Here is a 25,340-nt window from a genome sequence, read left to right on the forward strand (position 1 = left end):
AGGTAGTTATACGTTACTGTATGAGTTAATACGACAGAAATACGCTGGTACACTAGAAAAGGATAAAAGAAAGACTTTGAATAGAGAGAATTTTGAACTTATCCTTGCAGATTCCAACCACATGGAGATGCTCGATGCTCTATGTCTATCTTGAATGCTTTTTCCGATTACTCAAAGTAAAAAGCAGAAGTATAGTGTTGCTGAAACAAATTTACAAAGTGACAGTGGCTAGAAAACTGCCAGGTTATCACCATTGAAGGTTGTATAAAAGATTTCAAAAATAGCTTAAATGTAAAAATTGGATAAGTTATCCCGCTTATTTTCTAAGCTTAACTAGTAGTAACTATAGAATCCGATTGTGCAATGCTGCTGTTAATATTTCTCTTATGGTTTTTACAAAGATTTTTAATTACACAAGAACTTTGAATGTATATTGAGTGTATCTTGATAGATTCTTCGTATTCTTAAGTCCTTGCATGAATCGAAAAAAATCTTTCAGTAATGCGAATTTAGATTCACACATGTTTCTACCAAGCGACACTACTAACTGATTGATGTTCTTGGACAATATCTTCACTGCACTTTCATATTCACCAAGTTGTTTTGTAGTGAGTTCAATACTCTTGTCTTTTCAATCATCCAAGAACTTTCAAACAACTCTTTTATTTGACTCATGTCACGTTACCTTGAGACATATAAGCAAAGGACGAGGTTAATATCGTGAACAATTAATAGCCAAAAATAATACTTTAGGAAAGTCATTTAGGGTAAGAGAAAGAGAACTTTTTGTACTTATGAGAATGGGAAAATTTGAAAGAATGTTGGCAGACTTTGCAAAGGAATTGTCGGTTACAATATTTGTCGTGACCATTTTTGTAGACAAAGAACCGTACTTTGGGCAATAAGTAGTTGAGTTATTCATATCGGGAAAGCTGCTTTTGTTAAGACTTGGCGGGGATGTCCCCTATTTAAAGAATAATGCGGTTTTTGGAAGTTTCGGTACTTTAGTTAATATTATCTTCTATTTAACATTATTTTCACTACAATCGGGAGGTAGTGTTGAAAGCTAGAGAGTATTGCGCCAGAGGCATTTTGTTTGTGATTTCATACGATGATGTTGGCTTTCCAAATGATTTTCCATATATGCTAAAAGTACCAGCAGATGAAAGCGCGGTTGATATAGGACAGATTTTGCAATTTTATGATAGAATAAAAGACAGGGATATTATAAAAGAAATGAGAGACTACGCAGAAAAGAATCTGAGCTGGGAAGCAAAGTTAAAGCCAGTGATAGATGAGATAAATAGACTTCTTGATGAGAAAGAGAGAGTTGGTAAAGGTCGAAAGTAAGAAAAAACATAGGGAAATGTAAAATTCTCAGCAGTAAATATTCGAAGCGCTTTTCCATTAGTAGGAGGCCTGTTAAGATTTTCACTACACAAAATCGAATCTCTGCGCACCCAATCATGTAGTTACATATTAATTCAAGTTACGAAATGACGCATTTTTAGGAATAGAAGTGCTGAGGGTATGAGAAAACAATAAGATAGTGGTTTATAAACGCCTGTAGTACGTTAGGTGCATTTCGAATGGGAAAGGACAAAAGTTTGTATTTACTGGAATCGAAAAGTTTGAGGGTTCGTATGAAATCTGTGCAAAAAACTGTCAGACTCGTATTTACCATAAGCGTTTTTGTGAGTACTATCGAACACACGTTCAGCGCAAGAAGATATCTGACTGTTCATAGTGAATTACGTAGTTGTTAAAGAGTTCGGCAGTAGTGTATCGCACATTAAAAAAATAAAGCAGTGTGCGGAAAGCTTTAAAAATTCTAGTCAGCGCTATCCAAAAGTTTCTTGACAAGTCTACTCTGTCTAAACTGTAATGCAATCTTGGAAGGTTTCAACACTTGTTGGCAGCAGAATTGAACAACTGCTGGAAATTACATTGTGAGGAATTGAAAACATCATCAAAAGAATAACTCAAGAGATTTAATGTTTTTCTAGAACTCTTTTACCAGGATTATTAGAATTCGATTCTTAGTTATTAAGCGATACGAAGGGTGAAAGGTTTGTTAAAAAAGAGAATTTCGGATTGGCTGCTTGCACTTACAGTCGTGATTGAAAGCCCGCAAGGACAGCCAAATGCAAAAAAGACCATAGCTAAAAGTTATGACATATGATATATATATATATTTCTAATCAGGCGAAAATCAGAAGACTCACAATATTTGTTGTAAATAGAGCCAACTTTTTCGTTACAACTATCGGATTAGGCTTCTTATACTTACAAAATGCACCGGCAACACGGAAATGCTGGTTATAAGAAAAGTTTTTTGAAAAAGCTTTATTAGCATCACAAAGGACTTAAGTTTAGACGCGAATACCAGCGAAACGGCTGCATCTGCTGAATAAAGCAAGACATGAGTTGTCCAGCTTGAAGCATGGCATAATAGCTAAAATGTACTTCATCGTAACTAAATTTTTGGATGATTCACAAATTAAAGCTGAACAATACCAGAAAACAAGATCATACCTGCTTAACAGAGGTGATTATGTGATAGTACATTTGATAACAGGGGTATTGAATTCTAACTATACAACAAAGTTTGCCAAATTTGTTAATCAAAACTTCGAAAAAGAGGCTCATGTGTTTATTGGTATTACAAAAAATTTAGCACTACTAGACAACGTATCCAAAACAGGCGTAAAAACTTTTAGTGTAGGTTCGGTTAGAGAAGCTAAAAAAGTTTTTTCTATCTTTAGAAGAGCTGAAAAAATAGTTATACATAGCCTATTCTCCATAAGCGATGTTGTTTGGCTTTTGCTCAATAGTCGGCTTCTCAGTAAGACTGTTTGGGTACTCTGGGGAGGCGATCTGTATAACTACTGGTTACAAGAAAAGCACTCGCTCAAGGAACTAACAAAAGAAAAGCTAAAGAGACTTGTAATTAAGCAACTTGGAGGGATAGCAACCTTTGTTGAAGGTGATTATAATTTAGTCAGGGAGAAATATAAGACAGAAGCAAGGTACTTCTATACTTTTTATCCAAATCCTGTTAACTTTGAGCTGTTGGATAATGCAAACTCCAATACACAAATAGCACACAGTGGCTTAAGAAAAGTTCTGCTTGGGAACTCAGCTACATGGACAAACAATCACTTTGAGATTCTTAGTGCCTTATCGCGTATAGATGACAAATCTTTTAAAATTATATGTCCTCTTTCTTATGGAGATTCTGCGTATGCAGAGGAAGTGATAAAGTTCGGATACGAATTATTTGGGGATCGTTTTGCCCCACTAACGCAATTTCTTAGTTCAGAAGAATATGCTAAGGTGCTTGCTTCTGTTGATGTGGCTGTTTTCAACCACAACAGGCAGCAAGGACTCGGAAATATACTTGCACTTCTTTATCTTGGTAAGAAAGTTTACATTCGTGATGACATAACGACTTTTGAGTTTTTTGATAAACACGGAATAAGAGTTTACAATACAAAGGATATATTGAAGAAACCTAACGTTGATATTTTTGAATACAATGAAGAAATCGGGAAAAGAAACAGAGATGTAATTGCTACGGAATTCTCAGAGGAACGATGTATCGAACTCTGGAGAAAAGTTTTTTATGAATAAACAAAACTTATCAGGTCGAGGTGATTAGCATGAAAGGCATAGTTCTCGCTGGTGGTTCAGGTACAAGGTTTTATCCAGCAACGATAGCTGTCAACAAACAACTGTTGCCTCTATACGATAAACCACTTATATACTATCCTCTGTCTGTTTTAATGCTCGCTGGCATCAGAGAAATTCTCGTTATTTCCAGCCCAGAATATTTGCCACTCTATCAAAAACTACTCGGAGATGGCTCTCATCTTGGTGTGCAGTTTGAATATCAAGTCCAGGCAAAACCAAGAGGGATAGCCGATGCGTTTATCGTTGGTGAAGAGTTCATAGCAAAAGACAATGTCTGCCTTGTGCTAGGAGATAATGTCTTTTTTGGGCAAGGTTTTTCTCCGATTTTGCAAGAAGCAGCTAAGCTAAAAGAAGGTGCGATAATCTTTGCTTATCCAGTGAAAAATCCAAGAGATTTTGGAGTTGTTGAGTTTGATGGAAATTTCAATGCGATAACCATAGAGGAAAAGCCAGAAAAGCCAAAGTCGAACTATGCAGTGCCTGGGTTGTATTTTTACGATAACAGAGTGGTTGAAATAGCCAAAAGTATAAAGCCATCTTGGAGAGGAGAACTTGAGATTACAGATGTGAATAAAGAATATCTTAAGATGGGGAAATTAAAGGTAATACCGCTTGGTAGGGGTTTTGCATGGCTTGATACAGGAACACCGGAAAGCTTTTTGGAAGCTGCGAATTTCGTCGCAACGATACAAAAACGCCAGGGATTTTACATCGCATGTTTGGAAGAGATTGCTTACAGGATGGGGTTTATTTCAAAAGAACAACTATTAGAACTTGGCAAGAAGATGGAGAAAACAGAATACGGAAAATATTTGATTGAGATAGCTGGTGAGGAGAAATGATAAACGTAACCAGAAGCATGATGCCGGATTTTGAGAAATATCAAGAGAAAATCAAAAAGCTCTGGGAGACACGGTGGTTGACGAATAATGGTGATTATTTGGTCGAACTTGAAAGGCGACTATCTGAAAGGTTTGACACTCAATGTGTGATAGTTTCAAATGGAACGCTTGCACTCTTGATAGCAATTGAACTTTTTGATTTCCCGAAAGGTTCCGAGATAATCGTTACTCCGTTCACATTTGCAGCGACTGTTGAGGCGATAATCTGGCAAGGTTACAAACCGGTATTTGCAGATATTGATCCAGAAACATTTAATATATCTCCAGAAGAGATAGAAAAGCGCATAACAGAGAAAACAGTTGCGATAATGCCTGTTCATGTGTTTGGTAATCCTTGCAACGTAGAGGAAATTCAGGATATTGCTGAAAAGCATAATCTAAGAGTAATCTACGATGCAGCACATTGTTTTGATGTTTTTTATGAAGGAAAGTCTGTATACAAATTTGGAGATATTTCAGTTGCAAGTTTTCATGCGACAAAAGTATTTCATACAATAGAAGGAGGGGCTATCTTTTCGGATAATTCAGAACTGATAGAAAAAGCCAGACGACTGAGAAACTTTGGATTTAACCAAAAAGTTGAAATTGTAGACGTCGGGATAAATGCAAAAATGAACGAATTTCAAGCAGCGATGGGGTTATTGAATCTTGAGATTGTCGATGAAGAAATCGAAAAGAGGAAAAGAGTCTTCGAAAAATACAGAGAGCTTCTCGGTGATGTAGTTGATTACCAAAAGCTGAGTGAAAGACTCACCAAGTACAACTATATTTATATGCCTGTACTGTTTGCAGATGAGAAAACAAGAGATAATGTTTTTGAAGAACTCAGGGCTAATAGCTACAACACGAGGAAGTACTTCTATCCATCTTTAAATAGCATATTTTCAAGGCAGAGCTGTCCAAACTCAGAGAGTGTGTCATCGAGGATATTGCACTTACCATTGTACGGCGACTTAGAGGACGAGCATATTGAGAATGTATGTATCATAATAAAGAGAATAGTAGGAGGGAAATGACAATGTCGATCAAAACTTCCTTTTACACAAGAGAGGAACTCGAAGAGATAGGATTCTCCAAGATAGGGGAAAATGTGTTAATAAGTCGGAAAGCCTCGATATACACGCCGGAGCTTATAGAAATAGGTGATAACGTAAGAATCGACGACTTCTGCATTATTTCAGGTAAGATAAGGATTGGTAGCTATGTACATATAGCAGCTGGTTGCTATCTTTTTGCGGGAGAATACGGGATAGAGATGGAAGATTTTTCTGGATTATCAAGTCGTGTGGTGATATATGCAGTGACTGATGACTATACAGGGAAATACCTTACAAATCCGACTGTTCCAAGTGAATACAGAAATGTGATCGGTGGGAAAGTGCGCTTGGGTAAACACGTTATTGTTGGAACAGGTGCAACAATATTACCAGGAGTAACAATAGGCGAAGGTGCAGCAATTGGTGCAATGAGTTTGGTTACTAAGGATATACAGCTTTGGAAGATAGCAGTAGGAATACCAGCAAAAGAGATTAAGGAAAGAGATAGGAGTCTTTTGCAACTTGAAGAGCAGCTGAAATCTGGTGGAGGGAAATGATAATGAAATACCTTATCACCGGTGGTGCAGGTTTTATTGGAACAAACTTCATATATTACATGCTCGAAAACCATCCTGAATATGAATACGTTTGCTTGGATAAGCTAACGTATGCAGGTAACTTGGCAAATTTGCAGAAAGCAATGGAGTATAAAAATTTTCGATTTGTCAAAGGTGATATTGCTGACAGAAAGTTCGTTTTTGATTTATTTGAGCAAGAGAGATTTGATGTAGTAGTGAACTTTGCAGCAGAATCACATGTGGACAGGTCGATAGAAACTCCTGATGTGTTCCTTGTCACAAATGTACTCGGTACTCAAGTTTTACTCGATGCGTCCAGAAAATTTGGTGTTAAGAGGTTCCATCAAATTTCCACAGATGAAGTGTACGGTGATTTGCCACTTGATAGACCTGAATTGAAGTTCAAAGAGACAGATAACCTAAGGCCATCTTCGCCATATTCAGCATCAAAAGCATCAGCAGATTTGCTTACACTTGCTTATTACAGAACGTATGGACTACCTGTGACAATTTCAAGGTGTTCAAATAATTATGGACCGTATCAATTTCCTGAAAAGTTGATACCGCTGATGATAATCAATGCATTAAATGACAAAGAGCTTCCGGTATATGGGACAGGACAGAATGTAAGAGATTGGATATATGTGACAGACCACTGTGAGGCAGTGGATATAATCTTACAAAAGGGAAAGGAAGGGGAGATTTACAATATTGGAGGAAATTGTGAGAAGAAGAACATAGATGTTGTTAGGACGATACTCGAGAAGCTGGGAAAACCTGAGAGTTTGATAAAGTTTGTGAAAGATAGGCCTGGACATGACTTAAGGTATGCGATGGACACAAGTAAGATGAAGGAAGAATTTGGTTGGGAGCCCAAAGTGAGTTTTGAAAAGGGAGTTGAAAAAACCATAGAGTGGTATCTGAATAATGAACAATGGTGGAAAGAAATAATCAATGGGGAATACTTAGAGTATTACAGAAGAATGTATAACGATAGACTGAAACAAGGTTATACCCTTCCTAAGGAGGCCATAAATGAGCACGAGAAAATACTTTAAATCTTTTCTTTCCTTTTCAATTGGCACGTGGTTGCGTGCGTTTATTTCTGTTTTCACAACACCAATAATCACTTACTTGATAAATCCTGAAGAATTTGGTAAAAGTGCGATGTATGCAACAGCTTTTGGTGTAATTAACACAACTGTGCTTTTTGGAACCGACCAGGCTTTCGTAAGATTTTTTTATGACTACGAAGAAGACAGGAAAAATGAACTTCTTTGGTCATGTCTTTTGCCTTCTGTTTTTATTGCTACTATTCTCTCGCTGTTTGTCTTAGTTCTGTCGGACAGAATCAGCGTAGTGTTGTATGGTCAGAGATATGATTTTATAAACCTCATACTCGTTGTAAATATATACCTGTCGTTGTTCCAAAGGTACAACCAATTGATAGTAAGGATGTTAAAGAAAGGGATGCTCTATTCTTTGATAGATATAGTTGCCGCCATTTCAACAACAGTTTTTACGATAATCTTTGCACTGATCAGTCGCACATTTTACTCGGTAATTTTGGGAGGACTTGTTGGAACACTGCTTGCACTTTTAGTAGGTATTTCTCAAGGGAAGAGCTATTGGAGGGTAACGAAACCAAGGAAAGAAGAGTTAAAAGAAGTTCTTAAGTATAGCGCTCCATTTGTGCCAACCATGTTGTTGTTTTGGTTGTTTAGTTCAATAGATCGAATAAGCCTAAGGCAATATAGCACATTTGTGCAGATAGGAATTTACAGTGCGGCCTTCAAGGTTGTACAAGTACTAACCTTAGTACAAAGTGGTTTTACCACATTCTGGGTACCAACAGCGTATGAAAGATACTCAAAGGATAATCAGGATACATCATTCTTTGTGAGAGCCAATGAAATGGTAAGTTTTGTTATGTTTTCGGTTGGTTTTCTTCTTTTGGGGTTTAAAGATATATTGTTTTTGTTGTTGGCAAAGTCATATAGAGAAAGTAGTATGGTGTTTCCATTCTTAGCATTCTTGCCAATAATGTATTCTATTTCTGAAACAACGGTAGTGTGGATAAACTTTAAGAAAAAAAGTTATTGGCATGTGTTGATAACGATGGTTTCCGCTTTAACAAACTACATCGGAAATACAGTATTAGTCCCGATTTACGGAGCCAGAGGTGCAGCAATATCAACCGGGGTATCGTATATTGTATTTTTCTGGATGAGGACTTTAGTTGCGATGAAGTTGCATCCGAAAGCAGGATACAATTTGAAGAAAGTTACACTGGTAACTGTTTTGATGACAACTGTTGCGTTAATTGAGACGTTTCAAAACAACGTTGCGGTGAATATGGTTTTGGGAACATTGGGGATAATAATTACGATAATTGTTTACAAAGAACCTTTTACGTTAGTAAAAAAAGAGTTTTTGGATGTTCTAAAGGCGGGACTTTTGAGGTAATCATATGAAACCTGAGGTTAAACCAGGACTTCTGGAGATATTCTTTTGTAGGCAAACAGTTTGATTTTGCAAAGTTTTGGTATACCCCATGAATACAAAGACCACAAACAGCTCCTTACCACCCCATTCCAAGCACCCACATCGGGATACAATTTCTAACAGGCAGGTCTATATCGTCTCGGATGGCAAAATCTGCCAGTTTTGGGTTTTTGTTTGCTCCTCCGATTTCCAAGCGAATCTCGTTGAAAATTAAATCTGCTTTTATTTCGTCTTTTTCAGCCAATAGTGTTCCACGATTTTTCAATGTGAAGACATTCTGTTTCTAAGGTTCTAAGGCATTGTAAATAACAGGGTCAGCGAAGAATATCTTTGAACCTTTGGAGCTTGGCTTTTCAGCCGGTGATTTTAAGTAATTGTAATTAAACCGACTTGCGGCATTGCATAGAGAACTTGGTAGAGTTTTTGTTTGCTCATAGCCCAGTCTTTGCACATGGTCTCGACGTTAATGTTGACTATTGCTTTGACGGTTTTCAGTGAGTTTCCCAGCAAATCATACAAACATTTATGCATTTTCTAGGGAGGTTTTCTCTCAGTAAAATTTCCTTCCTACTGCTGGTTTGTAAATTGCCAGTCTGTAATTTGCCCAGACTTTCGTGATCCTAGATCGTTTTTACATTTCTCTTCTGAGCGATTTTCTTAGTATTTGCAAGTTGTCTTTGCTAGAAACACCTTTCCAAATTTTTAATGTCATTATAGATTTTGCATAATAAAGCTAGAATAACATGATATAATATAATTATCCAGGAGGTGATAGTAATGCATGAAATTGTACAGTCTTCCGCTATTATTTCAAGTAGAGGTCAGGTGCAGATTCCAGCAAAAATACGAAAGGCAATAGGTGCCCAGACGGGAGATTTGGTCATCTTCCGTATGCTTGATGATGGAACTATTCTGATGAAAATAGTGAAAAGGAAAAGACTTTCTGAGTTGTACGGCTCTTTAAAATCAGGTGTGAAGTTTTCAAGTTTGGAAGATGAGACAGAGAACACCAAAAAGATGTGGACGGCTAAGAGGGAAAGTGAGAGGATGAAGAGATGAAAAAATACTGGATTGATGCAAACATCATCCTAAGATACTTGCTCAACGATAACGATGAATTGTCACCAAAAGCAAAGCATGTAATGGATATGGCGGATAAGGGAGAAATTGCACTATTAGTATCTGTGATAACCATTGCTGAGGTTGTATGGGTATTAGAATCGTTTTATGAAATTGCAAAATCCCAAATCGCAGATACTTTGTCGGTATTTGTGTCATCAAGAGGTATAGAATGTGAGGAAAGGGACAACGTGCTCTTGGCTCTTGAGGGCTACAAGTCAAGGAACGTGGATTTTATTGACGCATACCTTGCGCAACATGCTCTAAGCTCAGATGCAGATGGAGTAATAACTTTTGACAAGAAACATTTTGCAAGATTAGGCGTGAAAATATTTGAACCAGACGTTTTTCTAAAGTAGCATCGTTTCTGATAGTCAGAAAGCTCACTGGGGACGTCTGATATTGCTGTAGTTCCTACTAGCTGAAGGGCAATCGTTCTTGGTGTGTTTTTATTGGTTGTGTTGGCTTATTGAAATAATTCAATTCACTATAGGGGATATTATTGTAAAAGAAAAAGTTATACACAAACGACAAGTTCTACGAAAATCTCGAATCTTATACTATCTCCCGGAAAAATGAAAAAGAATGATGTGCTGATGATGAAAAAAATCGAGAAGTATTTCGGAAAAACAGATAGTGTTAACTTATAGTGATGAAAGAGTGTAAGTGTGAAAGAATGAGATTGATATTACCATTGTGCGTTTTCCAAAGATTCTTCACTACACAAAAACCTCGAATATGTCTCGCTAAATTCTTCTTATTCTTCAGTCCTCGCTTGAGTCGGAAAAAGTCTTTCAGCAATGAAAACTTGGATTCACACATGTTTTTACCAAATGATACTGCTTGGCCAAGAAAGCATTGAGTTATTCATCTTGGGGGACCTGCTTTTGTCAAGAGTTGGTTGAGGGGTGTCCCCTCTTTAAAGGATAATGCGGTTTTTGGAAATTTTCAATACTTTTAGTTAACAGCATCTCTATAATTTAAGGAGGGATTGATGATGCCAAAAAGGGCACTGATCACAGGAATCACCGGACAGGACGGTTCGTACCTTGCAGAATTTCTGCTTTCCAAAGGATATGAAGTTCATGGGATAATAAGAAGGAGCTCAACTTTTAACACACAGAGAATCGATCATATATATGTTGACCCTCACGAGCCAAATGCCAAACTATTTTTGCATTATGGAGACTTGTCCGATCCAGGTGTTATTACAGAAATCATTTACAATGTTCAACCAGATGAGATATACAATCTTGGTGCGCAATCGCATGTTAAAGTTTCATTCGATATGCCAGAGTATACGGGTAATATTACCGGTTTAGGTGCTCTTAGAATTCTTGAAGCTATCAGAAGAAGTGGAATAAAAGCAAAGTACTATCAAGCCTCTTCATCAGAAATGTTTGGTGGAGCACCTGCACCACAGAATGAAAAAACACCATTCTATCCAAGAAGTCCATATGCTGCATCGAAAGTGTATGCTTACTGGATAACGGTGAACTACAGGGAAGCGTACAACATCTTTGCTTGCAATGGGATACTCTTCAATCACGAAAGTCCAAGAAGAGGGGAGACATTCGTTACGAGGAAAATCACAAGAGCTCTTGCTCATATACTTGTTGGCAAACAGAAGAAGTTATTTTTAGGTAATCTGTACGCAAAACGAGACTGGGGATATGCACCAGAATACGTGGAAATGATGTGGCTAATGCTCCAGCAAGACAAACCAGATGACTACGTGGTAGGAACTGGGGAAAGTCATACAATCAAGGAGTTCCTTGTCAAAGCTTTTGAGTATGCAGGGATTGAGCTCGAGTTCAAAGGTCAAGGTACAGAAGAAAAAGCATTGGTCAAAAGTCTTGACAAGCAGTGGGAAGGAGTATTAAGAATTGGTGACATAGTAGTTGAAGTTGATCCACGGTACTTTAGACCAACGGAAGTTGAGCACCTGCAAGCCGACATCACAAAAGCAAAGGAAAAACTCGGATGGCAGCCGAGAACGACGTTTGAAGAGCTGGTTAAGATAATGGTGGACTACGATATGAAACTTGCGGGTCTTGAGCCAATTGGAGAAGGAATAAGGATAAATCTGGCTAAAGGATTTGACTACACAGATCATACATATTCTTTTTCCAGAAATAGCATGTGAGAATAGTGCCTTTCGGCAAATTAGTAACCTTAAGAAAGTTGTTTCGTAGCAAATATGGACTATTAAGTGTACAGAACAACCCACTTGTCCTTGCATGTTTTTTAACAGGAATACACAACGCGCTATAACTTTATCTTTACGAAGGAGGGGATAATCGTGTTTAAGTATCCACTTACCGACGATACGTGGGGTAATGAAGAACTCGAAGCCATAAACAGAGTAATTCGTTCAAGAAGGTTTACAATGGGACCTGAAGTTGAAGCCTTTGAGAGTGAATTTGCCAGGAAATTTGGAGTTAAACATGCTGTTATGGTTAACTCAGGATCATCGGCTAATTTAATAGCCATAGCTGCTTTGATTTATTCGGGAAGATTAAATAGGGGTGACGAGGTTATAGTACCTGCTGTGTCGTGGAGTACTACATATTTTCCGTTGCAACAGTACGGGCTTAAGGTTAAGTTTGTTGACATAGACAGAAATACACTGAACATAGATCTGGAAGAGGTTAAGGATGCAATTACAGAAAAAACGAAGGCTATATTTGCTGTAAATTTGCTAGGGAATCCCAATGAGTTTGACAAACTTCTCAAGCTATGCAAAGAAAATGATATTATCTTGCTTGAAGATAATTGCGAGGCTATGGGAGCGGTCTATAAAGGAAGGTATACTGGTACGATAGGGTTTATCGGAACTTTCTCAATGTTTTACTCACACCATATAAGTACCATGGAAGGCGGAGTCGCGGTTACAAACGATGAAGAACTATACCATTATATGTTAGCAATTCGAGCACATGGATGGACACGAAATCTGCCCAAAAATAGTGCCATTTACCGTAAGTCTGACAATGAGTTTTACGAGAGTTTCAATTTCATTGTTCCAGGATACAACCTTAGACCGCTTGAGATTGAGGCAGCCATAGGTAGAGAACAGCTCAAGAAATTGGATAGGTTTATCGAACAGAGAAGGAGAAATGCGGAATATTTTAAGGGAAGGATGAAGGAGTTAAAAGGCTTCTCGATACAACAAGAGGTAGAAAAAAGTTCATGGTTCGGATTTGCCATTATCCTGGACCGTGAAAACAAAGGAAAGCGAGATAGCATCGTGAAGTTTTTACAAGAGAATCAGATAGAGGTACGACCTATTGTTGCTGGGAATTTTACAAGAAATGCGGCAATCAGGTATTTTGACTACGAAATTCATTCAGAACTTATAAACGCCGACTATATACATGAGAATGGCTTTTTTGTTGGAAACCACTCCAGGGACTTAACAAAGGAGATAGATATGTTAGTTGAAGTTCTGAGAAGAGCCATTAATTAGACTTCTCTTTAAAAACACTCACCCAGCGCTGGCATAGTTAATTCTAAACGATTGAATGGCAGCCAATGATGAGCTTTAAAGATTATTCAAGCGGGGTGTTGAAATGAGGATTTTAGTTTGTGGTGGAACAGGGCTTGTGGGGAGTTCCATTTTGGCCATGTTAGTTAAGAAAGGGTATACAGACTTACATGCAACGTACATGTCTAGAAGTCCAAGGAATTTTCGAAACGTTACTTGGCACAAGGTTGATTTAAGAAACCAAGCAGAAACTGAAGAACTCTTTGCAAATATTAAGCCAGACCACGTCTATCTTGCTGCAGCAAAGGTCGGAGGTATGTTAGCAAACACCACGTACAAAGCTGAGTTCATTTACGATAACCTTGCAATAGCTCTGAATGTAATCAATTCAGCACGGAAATTTCAAGCGGAGAGATTAATAAGCATTGGATCAGCTACTGTGTACCCAGAGTTTGCGCCTCAGCCAATAAAGGAAGAATACTTATTAACAGGTTTACTTGATCCCACGAAGGAACCCTATGCAGTGGCGAAAATTTCGGCTGCAAAGCTTGTCAGATACTACAACGAACAGTATAAAACGAATTATATGTCGGTGATGCCAACAAATCTTTATGGGCCGAACGACAATTTCAATCTTGAAACTTCGCACGTGTTGCCGGCACTAATCAGGAAGTTTCATCTTGCAAGTTTGCTTGAAAAAAATGACATTGAGGGGATAAAGAAGGATTTCAGAGCAACACCTATCGGTTTTGGTTTAGATGCCCAGGTTGACTACGAAAGTGAAGAATCTTTACTCAATGCTCTTGCGAAGATTGGAATTACAAAAACAAACGGGCAAGTCATAGTCACGGTCTGGGGAACAGGTGAAGCATATCGAGAATTCCTCTACTCAGAAGATCTTGCTGATGCGTGTGTGTATTTGATGGAGAAAGTCGATGCTGAAGAGATCAGACGACTCTCTCCTGACTACTTTGTGAATGTTGGAACAGGGGTTGATATAAAGCTTAAAGATTTAGTAGAAATGGTAAAGCAGGTAACTGGATTCTCAGGCACAGTGGTCTATGACGCTGCGAAACCTGAAGGGACACCGAGAAGGTTACTGGATGTCAGTAAGATTAATGCGTTAGGATGGAAAGCAAAGACGGACTTAGAGGCAGGCATAAAGATAGTCTATGAAGCGTACAAACATAGACTTAGAGAAAAAATAGCAAAAAGAATTTAAGAGACCCGAGCACGCTATGGCAACAACTCTCTTGTAAAATTGAGGAAAAAGAGTTTAAAAAAGCACTCTTCCGATCAATTTTTAGGTTCATGACCCCAGTAACTCCTTGAAAAGTTTTTGAGTTTCGAGAATCCTATTTTCTATGAACTTGTGAACCCGAGAGATGTCAAAACGAAAGTATTATCCTGGGAGGGACAAATGATATCGATTGGCATCTTTAAATTTACTCTAAGTATAAAGTACGGGCGCTCTTTTTCTCTTCCTTCCCAAGAAAAGAGAACTCGTATCTAGTTATGGCGAGAGCAGATGCATCATATGCGGCCCACCAGGCATTGTCATTGTTATAATTTAATGAATTCCGGACTACACAAGATCCGTTCACCTGTTTTGGCAAATTTTCAATGCTCTGTAATCTTTCATGTGCTTAACGTAGTCTATTGGTACTATAAGTCAAGAACTTCGTAACCAATGTTTTTAAACACTAACTTTGCTGCTTCCATGCAATCAGTTTGCATTCACTCCAAGAAGCTTACTTGATCCGACATTGAGAGGTATTTTGACCTAGCATAGTAAGCACCGTATAATATTAATACTTTATGTTGTTTCTTGAATCTCTAAGGTTTCACTACTTTTGCCACAAATGAAGAGAGCTGCTTGCACCTCTGGGGATAGGAAAGTCTGAGAGAAGGTTTACAAACGTTGTCAAAAAGCTTTTGAATATTGCGTTCGTCCGGACCATTTTTGCAAAGTTTATTAGAATCCCAACTTAACGCATTAAACTTTTTATGAGAAGTGGTGTACCTGCATTGTGCTCTGTTTTGAAAGATAACAATGCTTTGAAACTTTTAATACTCGCAGTTTGCAGAATCTAAGAAATTCAGGAGGGGCTGAAGTGGAGCCTTTATCGATAAAACGCAAATTCTTGGGGAAGTATCTTTCTTTCTCCGTTGGTACTTGGATTAATGCAGTCATATCGTTTTTCTCAGTTCCGTTGGTATCTTGGTTGATAGAACCATCTGAATACGGTAAGGCGAACATGTTTTTAATGATGTACTCGATGGTACTTTCAATTGTCGTTTTTGGTACTCCGAATGCACTAATGAGGTTTTATCATAAAATAGAAGATAAGGGGAGACTTTTGTGGAGCTGCTTGATTGTACCGATCATGTTGAGTACGCTCTTTGCCATTTTGGCTCTTATTTTTAAAAAGCAGGTTAATCTTTTTTTAGTCGGTCAAGAATCAACGAGTACATACTTGTTACTCATTGCATCTGTCTTTTTCGGCGTACTCCAGACGTTCAATCAAACACTGATAAGAATACAGGGTAAGGGGTTTGTTTATTCATCGTTACAGATAGTTAACTCCGTAAGCAACGTTGCATTCGTACTGACTTGTGCCTTCTTCTTTCGGAGAGATTTCTACGCAATTTTGTATGCTCAAATGCTTTCTACTTTGATTACGACTGGTATTGGCTTTAGCTTTCAACACGAGGACTGGATACCAGTCAAGATTGACAAGGGGATTCTGACGGAAATTATAGCTTACTCATACCCCTTTCTCCTTGTCGGTTTACTTTGGTGGTTGCTGGGATGGACAGATAGAATAATACTTAGAATGTATACGGGCTTTGCAGAAATCGGATTGTATTCTGCTGCGTTCAAGCTAATGTCTATAACGAATTTATTTACAACAGGATTTTCAACATTTTGGTACCCATTTGCATACGAACAATACGAGAAAAATAGAGAGAATAAGTACGTTTTAGCCAAAGTTTTCGATTATGTGTCTTTTGTGATGTTTTCCTTGTCCTTAATAATAATTTCTGCGAAAAGCCTTTTGTTTTTGTTGTTTGAAAAAAGTTACAGGGAATCTGCCTTCGTCATCCCGTTCTTGCTATTGAATCCAATACTAACGATGATGGCTATTGTAGCTGACCGTGGTATAGATTTTCTGAAAAAGACCTACTGGTTTATTGTAAGCGATGGAGCCGCACTGGCTTTCAATTTGGTTGGCAACCTCTTGTTAATTCCTATACTTGGTGCCAAAGGTGCTGCATTGAGTACAGGTCTCTCTTATGTAATCGTTTTTACGATAGAAAGTACAGTTTCCGAGAAACTATACCCTGTAAAGTACAAACTGAAAAGGGCCTATTTCTCCACTGTGGTTTTTTCACTCGTCGCAGCAATAAATACGTTCATTGAAAGAGTTGGTATAGGTATTTTGAGCAGTCTAGTTGGTTTAGTAGTTGTTATTCTTTTATACAAAGATGTTTTCAAGGAAGTGCTCGGTGATCTGTTAAAAATCTGGACCTTTGTTACTCGTCAGTAAAACCAGGGATATTATATCAGACTACGTTCGAAAAAATTGTAGAAGTGACTGCTATTGAAATGTAGGCTATTTTCATATAAGCTGAAAATCCAAGAGTTGAACGAAATGGTCGTTAGAACCGGTTTTAAGAAAAACTCATTATGAACAGAGCTAAACTTTCGTGTGACTCTTATAGTCCCCCTTATCATAAGTACGTAAATAATGATCAACTCCAATGAGTTGGTATGAGAAACGTGCAACGGTAACCGTATTTTTTCCAGGGGCTTCCCAAAAAGTAGAAATCAAGCTATTTTGGACATCTTCGAAAGCTTAACCTAAAGGAGAAATGTAGTTTCCTATCCACCTCGCACGTATGACTCTAAAGAGTCAATTTCCGTTAGATGCTTGAGGGTAGTAGAAGTACCTTTAAGATGTTAATTCTCCGTTGTGTTGAACCAAAGTTTTTACGATTCCGGAAAACGAGTACTATATCTGTTTCATACAGCTCTTCGCTTAGACATTTTGCAAGGCAGATAAACGGGAGTACCGCCTACGAATTTGTTTTAGACTCTGGGAAATGAGGTGTCCCTATGAAAGCAGTTATCTTAGCAGGTGGAAGTGGAGAAAGGTTTTGGCCACTTTCTACGAAGGATACACCTAAGCAGTTTCTAAAACTTTTTGCTGATAAAACACTCATAAGGCAGACGTTCGAAAGGTTAAGCTATAGGCTTTCTCCAGAAGACGTATATGTGGTCACAAACCAGATGTATGCTCACAAGACATATGAGGAATTACCAGAAGTTCCTAAAGAAAACATTTTACTTGAGCTGTTAAAGAAAAACACCGCACCGGCGTGTACTTGGGCTACATTGCAGTTTGATGATGAAGAAACGATATTTATTGTTCCTGCGGACCATTTCATACCGGATGTTGAAAAATTCTGGAATGCTGTTGAACTCGCCGAGAAGTTTCTTCAGGATAAAGAGGGAATAATAACGTTTGGAATCGTACCAACAAGACCCGAAACTGGGTATGGGTATATCGAAGTAGAAAGTGAGATAAGCGACAATGTATATTCAGTTAAAATGTTCCGAGAAAAGCCGAATTACGAAACAGCAGTTGAATACCTCAACTCTGGTCGATTTTTCTGGAACAGTGGCATGTTTATGTGGAAGAAAAAATACTTCCTCAAGCAGATGAGAAAACACTCAAAAGATGTGCTTGAGCCATTCTTTGAGTACAAAAGCATTGAGGAAACGTATGAAAAGGTACCATCCATAAGCATAGACTACGCACTGATGGAGAAAGCTGACAAGATATACACAATAAAAGCAGATTTCGTTTGGTCAGATGTTGGTAATTGGAAGTCACTTGAAGAACTTGGAGTTGAAAACTCACCACATAGTGTGTTAATAGACAGCAAAGCATTTGTCCAGACGACAAAGCCAACAATAGTGATAGGACTGGAGGACGTGATAGTTGTTGAGACAGAGAACGGGATACTCGTGGCAAAATCAACAGAGCTGGAAAAAATAAGAGCTGCGCTTGGGAAACTTGATGGTGCGAGGTAGGATGGTAGGTAAAAAGCACACTTGTGATAAGCTACCAGATACTTTTCTCGAATTCTGCGATTCAAGAAGCAATTTTTCATGTAGGTTCACAACTGTGTGAAGTTACCGGTAAAACAACCAAGTACCTGCTTGGGTGTTTTCAATGATACAGTCACCATTACCATCGAAATACAGATTTCATTAACCTGAGCCACTTCATTTGGTGAATCGCTATCGAATTTGGAAATAAGGATAATCCGTATAGATAACAAACATTATTAAATGGTCCTAAGCTACATGAAAAAGTAATTTGGTTAGTCGGGGGAAGAATCTTTTATATGAAAAAGTTGTATAATCGAATTTTGGACCTGCAACTTAACCGTGGATTATCCCGCATATTCTACTTAGCAAGAACTGTCGTGCTTGCTCGTTTTTTGGCACTTCCACAATTCCACAACCCATAAATTTCCCTTCGGAACTTTTTCGCAAAAACGGCCGAAGTCTGGTCCTAAAAACTTCGATGGAAGGTGTATAACCTTTCAATACCCCATTGAAAATTCCAGCACAGTAATCACATAGCTGAATTCCAAAGCTATGATGTGATAACTCGAAAGACAAGCTATCTTTTATATGCTTGTACTTCTTGATAAAGTCTCCGCACAGATAAATCTGCCTGTAAGCTTCTCTTATCGAACGGTCGGCTTCGCGCCCAATAGGGTCTAAGAATAAGATAGCTATGTTATCCTGACTATACTGTATCTCCATTTCTACTCTTTGCATAGTATCTTGAAGATGCATTTCGTATATTTTCTGGGTTTTTATCGGGGGAGTAAATTTAGGGTCGTTCAGTGTGACTGTTTAGAAAATTTTGCAGAAACGACATTTACTAAGCAAACTCAGAGACTCTATCACAAACTTGAGTAAATGATCTACTGGAATATCTTCCAGAGATAACAAATTTTTAGACTTTAATGGCTCGCCCTTCTCTTGATGTTTCTTTAGAATCCACATGTCGGACCATTTTATTTCTATTCCAATAGGTATTTGGTAAGATTCTTTTAGTTTATAAAATTCATCTTTTAACTGAAGCCAGTCGTTCGAATCCATAATTAAGGAAGCTCTGACATAAAAGGGAGTTTTCTTCACAAATTTGTCGCCTCGGATTTCCTTATAGCTACCCGACTCGTCGGAAAAGACGAAAAACGTAGCCATGATTACACCTCCTATCAGCAAGTTGATGCTGTTAACTAAAAGTATTGAAAATTTCCAAAAACCGTATTATCTTCTTATTAGTGGAACACCCCCCACCATCAATTCTCACAAAAAGGAGGTACTCCACTATGCAAAATTCTGTAGTCTCTTGCCCCAAATGCGGCTCTACCAACATCTACAAAAACGGTCATGATAAGTACGGTAACCAACAATACTTTTGCAAAGACTGTAAGCGCACTTTCAGACTTGTTCATTCAAAAAAACACAAGCTCTTCTCTTTCCCTTATCCTAAATGCCCTGTCTGTGGAAAAACTATGCAAATCCACAAAATCAAAAAAGCCTTCGTTAAGTTCCGTTGCCGTTCTTGCCATACCAGAGACGAAATCCCAACTAACTTACCTCAATTTGTCCCTCTTCCTTTCGACTCTTTCAAGTTCTTCCGTTTCCCTATCTTTATTGTCCTTAAAGCCTTCGTCCTTTATTTCAAAGCTGTGTCCTTGCGTTCCATCAGAGACTCACTTAATATCAAAGTCTCTCATGTCGCTATCTACAAGTGGATCCTTAAGTTGTCTTGTTTCTTTTCCATCCTCGTTCCTGTAGATGCTTTCAAAGTCCATGGTGATGAAACTGTCGTTTTGTTTAAATCCAAAAAGTACTACGTTTGGTTCTTAGTTGAGCACGATTCGAATCTTATTGTTGCTTGGCATGTATCCAAATATCGCGATATGGGTCAAGTGAAGATATTGTTAGAGAAGTTCTTTGGTAACAACGAAAGAACAATCGAACTAATTACAGATGGACTTGGTGCATATGGTGCAGTGAAGATACTATACAAGAATATCAATCATATTGTTGTGAGACTTGGGCAAAACAATCAATGTGAATCGAAGTTTTCGTTATTCCAAGACTTTGTACGAGCCAAGCGTGGATTTAAGAATATTGACAATCTTCCAATGTACGTGAACAGCTTTTGTGTAGTGAGAAATCTCTTGAAACTGAACAACAATGATATTGCGCGTGTTATCTGTGTTCTATTGTCTTCCATCACTACAAGTTAACAGGATCATCAATTCGATACTGTTAACTAAAAGTATTGAAAATTTCCAAAATCCGCATTATTCTTTAAGAAGGGGACACCCCCCTCAATAATCTTCAAAAGGAGGTATCCCATCATGCAAAACCAAAAACCTTCCTGCCCCAAATGTGGTTCAACAAACACCTACAAAAACGGCCATGATAAGTACCACAATCAACAGTATTTCTGCAAAGACTGCAAACGCTCCTTCAAACTTACTCACTGCCAAAAGCATAAACTCTTCCCTTTCCCTTATCCTAAATGCCCTAAGTGCGGCAAAACCATGGAAATCTACAAAATTCGTCACGCTTTTGTTGTCTTCCGTTGTAGGCCTTGCCATACCAAAGATAGAATCCCTACCAACTTACCTCAGCCTGTTCCTCTTCCCTTCGATTCTTTCAAGTTCTTCCGCTTCCCTATCTTCATCGTCCTTAAGGCTTTCGTCTTGTACTTCAAAGGCAATATATCTTTACGCTCGCTCAGAGACTCACTCAATATCAAAGTATCCCACGTCGCTATTTACAAACGGATCCTTAAGCTATCTTCTTTCTTTTCCATCCTCATTCCTGAGAACGTCTCCAAAGTTCATGGTGAAAATTGTTTTGTTTAAATCCAAAAAGTACTACGTTTGGTTCTTAGTTGAACACAATTCCAATCTTATTGTTGCTTGGCATGTATCCAAGTATCGTGATATGGGTCAGGTGAAGATATTGTTAGAGAAGTTCTTTGGTAACAACGAAGGAGAAATCGAACTAATCACTGATGGACTTGGTGCGTATGGTGCAGTGAAGATACTATACAAGAATATCAATCATATTTTTGTGAGACTTGGGCAAAACAATCAATGTGAATCTAAATTTTCCTTATTCCAAGACTTTGTACGAGCCAAGCGTGGATTCAAGAATATTGAGAATCTTCCAATGTACGTAAATAGCTTTTGTGTAGTGAGAAATCTCTTGAAACTGAACGGGAATGATATTGCGCGTGTTATGAGTGTTCTATTGTCTTCCATCACTACAAGTTAACAGCATCCGCGTTTTGAACGGTTTAGGTGTTACAAGATTAAAAAGTTCAAAAAAACTCGCAGTTAATTAAAAGTGAAAACAGCTCTTGTGGTAATTTTGCCATGGCGTTTATTTCAGAGTTATGGTACAGCAAATGTCAAGCTATACATAGGCCAAATGATATGTCTTTACTAAAGCGATATTAAACTTACATTAGTTTATCAGAGCTCTACTTATTTTTGTTATTAAGAGTTGAGGGCTTTTATTAGAAATTCTTTTATATCTTCCAGTTTTTTCAACATCTCCGTACGTTTTTTGAGTTTTTCTGGATCCTCCTCATCTTTCCAAATGCTGTAAAGTGCGTATAGCACGTTAAGAGGCTTTCTGTGACTATCTTTTGGTTTTTCGATTCCTAAGAAGTTTTCTAAGTCTATCTCAAAGTAGTAGATGCCTTTAGTAAGCTCAGTGAGGTTGTGAGATATAAATTCGTTAACAACTCTGTGACGGTTTTTGTTTGAGTCTTTGTCGATAATTACCGAATGTGGGATTCCAAGTTTGGTTAATAGGTTGACATACTTGTTGATGTTGTATTTTCCGAGGCAGTCAAGAAAGTATATACCTTTGTCCTTCAAGTCACTCCATTCATTATTTAACAAGAAGCTGAACAGTGCCTTTTCGGAAGCCCCTTCGCACAGTACGACGTGGTTTGAGAAAAAAATCGTTGCCCTTTCTTTGTCGATCCATAGGAAGTACTTAATGGATTCTTGTTCAATTTTCTCTTCTTCAGGAGGTTCATCTTTGAGTATCTTATTTATTTCGTCGCGTGTGCTTTTATCGCACTCTTGACTATTTGCAAAATCTTTCAGATAGTTAATTAGCTCTGTATTTTCTTGGAGGAGTGCTTTAATATCTTCCGAGTTAAGCTGATAAACCTTAGTAGTGCCATTCACCCGGTTTACCCTGCACAATCCTTCTAAATCAAGCAGATTTGGCGAGACAAAAGCTGGCGAATGGGTAGTAACTACCACTTGTATATTGTCCTGTTTTGCCAGTTCTCTGAGTTTCCCATTTAAAAACTCCTGTTGAGTTGGGTGGAGGTACACTTCGGGTTCTTCAAACAGCAAAAGGGTGAAGTCTGGATTGAATTCCTTTCGAGCAGATTTCTTTTTGGTGCTTTGCTTCTTTCTAAAGTCAGCGGCGAGTTTAATTAGCGTAAAGATTAGGTATCTTTGAACTCCCTGACCGCAATTGTTAATGTCGATGGTATCAGCGAGATTTTCATCTTTGATGTACGACTTCGTCAAGTTCTTTATTATTAGCTCCTCGGAAAGTGGCAGTATCTCAAGCCCAAACTCAAGATTCCAAGGTTTTAAAGCTTCGTTTACGTTTTTCATGAGAGCATTGATTGATAGTTCGGAATCTATATCACTTGACTGTAGGTCATTGGAGAGTTTTTCAAGTGCCTCCTTTGCTTTCTGATACGCTTTGCTACTTTCGAAGGTGCTAGCTGCAACAAGTTCAAGAAGGTCCCTAAAAGGGGATCGACCCGAGAGCTTTAGTGTTTCATTACTTGTGCTGACATCTGGTATGTAAACTAACTTGCCTATTTTTTGTTGCCCAACGTTTTTGGCACCGTAGAAAGGTGTTTCTGACAGTTCTCCATTTGATTTATAAGCATATATACCACCGAGTTTATCTTTGTCTTCTGTATAAAACCACTTTCTAATTTTCAACGTGTTATTGGGTCCCTGATATTCTTTTGGTAACGATTTAAATTCTTCGTCCGTCAAATGATAGAGCACTTCAATCCAGCTTTCTTGAAAGTTTGTATTCTCCGATTTGTGGAGCTTTGGTAGGTCCCGTTCTTTTTCAAAAGCAAGATCCCCATACAAAACTCGAAGGGCAGACATAATGTTTGTCTTCCCAGTGTTGTTTGGACCCATCAGTACGCTGTAATCCTTCATATGAAGGGTAACATCCGTGATTGAACGGAAGTTGTGAATAGTAACTTCTTTGATTTTCATACCCCTTCCCCCCTTCTAAAGAGTGAATTTTTTTCGCCAGAAATAAACAACAGTCAACAACATAAATTTTTCATGCTTAGCGCAAGCTAAAATGATGCCGTTATGTTGTCTTTTGACCGGGTAGTGGTGTGAATCACTTTATTATTATTGTATCACAACATTAACAAAAAACATTGTGAAATTTTCTGCCAATCCTTAAGCTAAATGAAGTAAAGGCACGCAAGATTATATCTTTATTAACTAACTATTGCACATAAGCCAGAAGCAATTCATTATGACGTTTATTTCTCTTGGACTACAAAATTGCATACACAAACTTAAACTTATGTCAGTTAAAATCGCTACCTGTGTTATTTTATATATGGTAAGCTTAAAAGAATTTCAGAGACACCTGCAATAATCTTGAAGAGTTTGGGGATGAGAACGGTATACACAGGAAGGAGGTGAGTTAGTATGAAAGGATATTCAAAAGACATCTTCTGGTAGATTGCTTTGTTAGCACTTCTTTTTGGTAGCATACTTATCGATGCCATTTTATCGGATGATTAGAACGACGGTACGTCGGACCTTCGAGTTAAATTATTCAAAGAACTTGTTCGCTCTTTGATTAAACTATGCCTCAAGAAGTTGTACAATGTGCTTAAGGAACGAGTAGGTGAACCAGACTCGAAAGTCTTGAGAAAAATGGCTGAACTAGTTGAAAAAGTTATTTTCTGAAAGAATGAACAGGCAACAGCGTCACAGGTACACCGAATATTATTTTTCGCGAAGGTTGAACTACGTACAAAGCAGTCTCATCGTTGAATTTTGACAGTAGGCGCCCTACGACCTTCTGAAATGCTGTTGTTGTATCGAGAAGGCACCTTTTTACCGCATCGGGTTGGAAGGTACCGTGCAGCAACCTCTTCCAATGCTGGTAGTTCTACCACGAAAGGAAATATGCTCGAAGCGCAGATTTTGACCTTTTTAACTATGACCTTGTCAGGGATTTGAACTACCATCCGGAACCAAGAATCCAAGACCGACTGTTGAATATTTTGCACGAGGCCAGGCACCCGCCTGGCTTTTTGAATTATTCAATCAACATCACTATCGGAGTAGAATAGTTCGTTGACTTCCGCAAGTTCGTCTGGAGAAACGTAGTCGAAGCGAATGGGTGTAAATGGCAAATGTGTGCATTTTGGTGGTTTTTTGCCGTTTATCGTGATTGATACTACTTTGTTCCTTGTGTACCAATTCAAGAACTGTTCTTCATCTCCCTTCCATCGAATTCTTGCAAGCCCACCATTAGGATATACCAAATAGTCTGCTTGAAATCTTCGTATAAACAAAGGAATGCTTTGTTGATACACCTAAAGTATGATCTTCTTATGAAATCTCTTCTGTGGCGGATAACATTTGCAGGCAACCTCGACAGGAAACATTACGGCGATTCTAAAGCCCCACCTTTAGGTTTATCGTCCAGCTTATTGCAGTAAAAATTTACAAAACTGCTATTTTTTATTAACATCACACATGGTAAAATAAAAGTAACTTTCTTTTTTCATGAGACTAAAAAGCATTTATCTAATTCACTTAACACACAAACATTCATTTGGTTAGACCAGACATTTAAACCAACGTG

At 38.1% G+C, this 25,340-nt stretch carries 20 protein-coding genes and 2 pseudogenes; 16 read left to right on the forward strand and 6 right to left on the reverse strand.

All coding sequences use genetic code 11. The features are described from left to right. Nucleotides 1-409 precede the first annotated feature (409 nt). A complete protein-coding gene (locus tag CBS1_RS10700) occupies nucleotides 410-577 on the reverse strand; it encodes a DDE-type integrase/transposase/recombinase (RefSeq protein ID WP_241685509.1) in 168 nt (55 codons plus the stop codon). A gap of 479 nt (nucleotides 578-1,056) precedes the next feature. Here CBS1_RS10700 and CBS1_RS08405 point away from each other — a divergent pair, with 479 nt between their 5' ends. From CBS1_RS08405 to CBS1_RS08435, 7 genes are all read left to right on the forward strand, one after another. Then, nucleotides 1,057-1,350, forward strand: coding sequence for a hypothetical protein (locus CBS1_RS08405; RefSeq protein WP_128998143.1), 294 nt, complete (start codon nucleotides 1,057-1,059; stop codon nucleotides 1,348-1,350). Between the two features lie 1,086 nt (nucleotides 1,351-2,436). Next, nucleotides 2,437-3,633, forward strand: a complete 1,197-nt coding sequence (locus CBS1_RS08410; protein WP_241685510.1) for a TDP-N-acetylfucosamine:lipid II N-acetylfucosaminyltransferase family protein — start codon at nucleotides 2,437-2,439, stop codon at nucleotides 3,631-3,633. Between the two features lie 29 nt (nucleotides 3,634-3,662). After that, nucleotides 3,663-4,535: a glucose-1-phosphate thymidylyltransferase RfbA gene (gene rfbA, locus CBS1_RS08415; RefSeq protein WP_014450744.1), complete on the forward strand. Its 873-nt coding sequence runs from the start codon at nucleotides 3,663-3,665 to the stop codon at nucleotides 4,533-4,535. Beyond that, a complete protein-coding gene (locus CBS1_RS08420; protein ID WP_014450745.1) occupies nucleotides 4,532-5,611 on the forward strand; it encodes a DegT/DnrJ/EryC1/StrS family aminotransferase in 1,080 nt (359 codons plus the stop codon). Before rfbA ends, CBS1_RS08420 begins: the two co-directional genes overlap by 4 nt. 2 nt (nucleotides 5,612-5,613) lie before the next feature. After that, nucleotides 5,614-6,189: an acyltransferase gene (locus CBS1_RS08425; RefSeq protein ID WP_014450746.1), complete on the forward strand. Its 576-nt coding sequence runs from the start codon at nucleotides 5,614-5,616 to the stop codon at nucleotides 6,187-6,189. Between the two features lie 2 nt (nucleotides 6,190-6,191). Further along, on the forward strand, nucleotides 6,192-7,268 hold the full coding sequence (gene rfbB, locus CBS1_RS08430; RefSeq protein ID WP_014450747.1) for a dTDP-glucose 4,6-dehydratase: 1,077 nt from the start codon (nucleotides 6,192-6,194) through the stop codon (nucleotides 7,266-7,268). Continuing rightward, complete coding sequence (locus CBS1_RS08435; protein ID WP_090222467.1) at nucleotides 7,246-8,676, forward strand: lipopolysaccharide biosynthesis protein; 1,431 nt, start codon at nucleotides 7,246-7,248, stop codon at nucleotides 8,674-8,676. Before rfbB ends, CBS1_RS08435 begins: the two co-directional genes overlap by 23 nt. Nucleotides 8,677-8,791: 115 nt before the next feature. On the opposite strand, the gene CBS1_RS10360 is transcribed toward CBS1_RS08435, so the two are convergent. Beyond that, on the reverse strand, nucleotides 8,792-8,959 hold the full coding sequence (locus CBS1_RS10360; protein WP_164969262.1) for a hypothetical protein: 168 nt from the start codon (nucleotides 8,957-8,959) through the stop codon (nucleotides 8,792-8,794). Nucleotides 8,960-9,492: 533 nt separating this feature from the next. Between CBS1_RS10360 and CBS1_RS08440 the strand changes: the two genes are divergently transcribed. Then, nucleotides 9,493-9,774: an AbrB/MazE/SpoVT family DNA-binding domain-containing protein gene (locus CBS1_RS08440; RefSeq protein WP_014450749.1), complete on the forward strand. Its 282-nt coding sequence runs from the start codon at nucleotides 9,493-9,495 to the stop codon at nucleotides 9,772-9,774. Next, nucleotides 9,771-10,193, forward strand: coding sequence for a PIN domain-containing protein (locus CBS1_RS08445; RefSeq protein WP_090222468.1), 423 nt, complete (start codon nucleotides 9,771-9,773; stop codon nucleotides 10,191-10,193). The genes CBS1_RS08440 and CBS1_RS08445 overlap by 4 nt, the downstream gene beginning before the upstream one ends. Nucleotides 10,194-10,473: 280 nt before the next feature. On the opposite strand, the gene CBS1_RS10540 is transcribed toward CBS1_RS08445, so the two are convergent. Then, on the reverse strand, nucleotides 10,474-10,656 hold the full coding sequence (locus tag CBS1_RS10540; RefSeq protein WP_231882302.1) for a DDE-type integrase/transposase/recombinase: 183 nt from the start codon (nucleotides 10,654-10,656) through the stop codon (nucleotides 10,474-10,476). 175 nt (nucleotides 10,657-10,831) lie between these two features. On the opposite strand from CBS1_RS10540, the gene gmd reads away from it, so the two are divergent. From gmd to CBS1_RS08470, 5 genes are all read left to right on the forward strand, one after another. After that, the gene (gene gmd / locus CBS1_RS08450) at nucleotides 10,832-11,980 is read left to right on the forward strand and encodes a GDP-mannose 4,6-dehydratase (RefSeq protein WP_090222470.1); all 1,149 of its coding nucleotides are present in this window, start codon (nucleotides 10,832-10,834) and stop codon (nucleotides 11,978-11,980) included. Between the two features lie 156 nt (nucleotides 11,981-12,136). Continuing rightward, nucleotides 12,137-13,303, forward strand: coding sequence for a DegT/DnrJ/EryC1/StrS family aminotransferase (locus CBS1_RS08455; RefSeq protein ID WP_206732135.1), 1,167 nt, complete (start codon nucleotides 12,137-12,139; stop codon nucleotides 13,301-13,303). A gap of 103 nt (nucleotides 13,304-13,406) precedes the next feature. Beyond that, nucleotides 13,407-14,543, forward strand: coding sequence for a GDP-L-fucose synthase family protein (locus CBS1_RS08460; protein ID WP_090222474.1), 1,137 nt, complete (start codon nucleotides 13,407-13,409; stop codon nucleotides 14,541-14,543). 892 nt (nucleotides 14,544-15,435) lie between these two features. Continuing rightward, complete coding sequence (locus CBS1_RS08465) at nucleotides 15,436-16,872, forward strand: lipopolysaccharide biosynthesis protein (protein ID WP_090222476.1); 1,437 nt, start codon at nucleotides 15,436-15,438, stop codon at nucleotides 16,870-16,872. A gap of 569 nt (nucleotides 16,873-17,441) precedes the next feature. Beyond that, complete coding sequence (locus CBS1_RS08470) at nucleotides 17,442-18,422, forward strand: mannose-1-phosphate guanylyltransferase (protein WP_090222478.1); 981 nt, start codon at nucleotides 17,442-17,444, stop codon at nucleotides 18,420-18,422. 354 nt (nucleotides 18,423-18,776) lie between these two features. Here CBS1_RS08470 and CBS1_RS10900 read toward each other — a convergent pair. Next, nucleotides 18,777-19,613: pseudogene (locus CBS1_RS10900) on the reverse strand (DUF3800 domain-containing protein). 128 nt (nucleotides 19,614-19,741) lie between these two features. On the opposite strand from CBS1_RS10900, the gene CBS1_RS10545 reads away from it, so the two are divergent. Continuing rightward, a complete protein-coding gene (locus CBS1_RS10545; RefSeq protein ID WP_033191365.1) occupies nucleotides 19,742-20,671 on the forward strand; it encodes a DDE-type integrase/transposase/recombinase in 930 nt (309 codons plus the stop codon). Nucleotides 20,672-20,785: 114 nt separating this feature from the next. Further along, a pseudogene (locus tag CBS1_RS10550) lies at nucleotides 20,786-21,713 on the forward strand (DDE-type integrase/transposase/recombinase). A 224-nt stretch (nucleotides 21,714-21,937) separates the two neighbouring features. Here CBS1_RS10550 and CBS1_RS08485 read toward each other — a convergent pair. Together CBS1_RS08485 and CBS1_RS08490 are read right to left on the reverse strand one after the other, a co-directional pair. Then, complete coding sequence (locus CBS1_RS08485) at nucleotides 21,938-23,716, reverse strand: ATP-dependent nuclease (protein WP_033191481.1); 1,779 nt, start codon at nucleotides 23,714-23,716, stop codon at nucleotides 21,938-21,940. Nucleotides 23,717-24,792: 1,076 nt separating this feature from the next. Further along, the gene (locus tag CBS1_RS08490) at nucleotides 24,793-25,068 is read right to left on the reverse strand and encodes a hypothetical protein (protein WP_236938408.1); all 276 of its coding nucleotides are present in this window, start codon (nucleotides 25,066-25,068) and stop codon (nucleotides 24,793-24,795) included. Nucleotides 25,069-25,340: the final 272 nt, after the last annotated feature.

Origin of the sequence: Fervidobacterium changbaicum (assembly GCF_004117075.1) — a bacterium.
Classification (GTDB): domain Bacteria; phylum Thermotogota; class Thermotogae; order Thermotogales; family Fervidobacteriaceae; genus Fervidobacterium; species Fervidobacterium islandicum.

Coding starts and splice junctions, on each gene's coding strand:
- CBS1_RS08460 (WP_090222474.1), top strand. CDS start 13,407: ATGAGGATTTTAGTTTGTGGTGGAACAGGGCTTGTGGGGAGTTCCATT.
- gmd (WP_090222470.1), top strand. CDS start 10,832: ATGCCAAAAAGGGCACTGATCACAGGAATCACCGGACAGGACGGTTCG.
- CBS1_RS08440 (WP_014450749.1), top strand. CDS start 9,493: ATGCATGAAATTGTACAGTCTTCCGCTATTATTTCAAGTAGAGGTCAG.
- CBS1_RS08470 (WP_090222478.1), top strand. CDS start 17,442: ATGAAAGCAGTTATCTTAGCAGGTGGAAGTGGAGAAAGGTTTTGGCCA.
- CBS1_RS08435 (WP_090222467.1), top strand. CDS start 7,246: ATGAGCACGAGAAAATACTTTAAATCTTTTCTTTCCTTTTCAATTGGC.
- CBS1_RS08425 (WP_014450746.1), top strand. CDS start 5,614: ATGTCGATCAAAACTTCCTTTTACACAAGAGAGGAACTCGAAGAGATA.
- CBS1_RS08485 (WP_033191481.1), bottom strand. CDS start 23,716: ATGAAAATCAAAGAAGTTACTATTCACAACTTCCGTTCAATCACGGAT.
- CBS1_RS08445 (WP_090222468.1), top strand. CDS start 9,771: ATGAAAAAATACTGGATTGATGCAAACATCATCCTAAGATACTTGCTC.
- CBS1_RS08420 (WP_014450745.1), top strand. CDS start 4,532: ATGATAAACGTAACCAGAAGCATGATGCCGGATTTTGAGAAATATCAA.
- CBS1_RS10545 (WP_033191365.1), top strand. CDS start 19,742: ATGCAAAATTCTGTAGTCTCTTGCCCCAAATGCGGCTCTACCAACATC.
- CBS1_RS10540 (WP_231882302.1), bottom strand. CDS start 10,656: ATGTGTGAATCCAAGTTTTCATTGCTGAAAGACTTTTTCCGACTCAAG.
- rfbB (WP_014450747.1), top strand. CDS start 6,192: ATGAAATACCTTATCACCGGTGGTGCAGGTTTTATTGGAACAAACTTC.
- rfbA (WP_014450744.1), top strand. CDS start 3,663: ATGAAAGGCATAGTTCTCGCTGGTGGTTCAGGTACAAGGTTTTATCCA.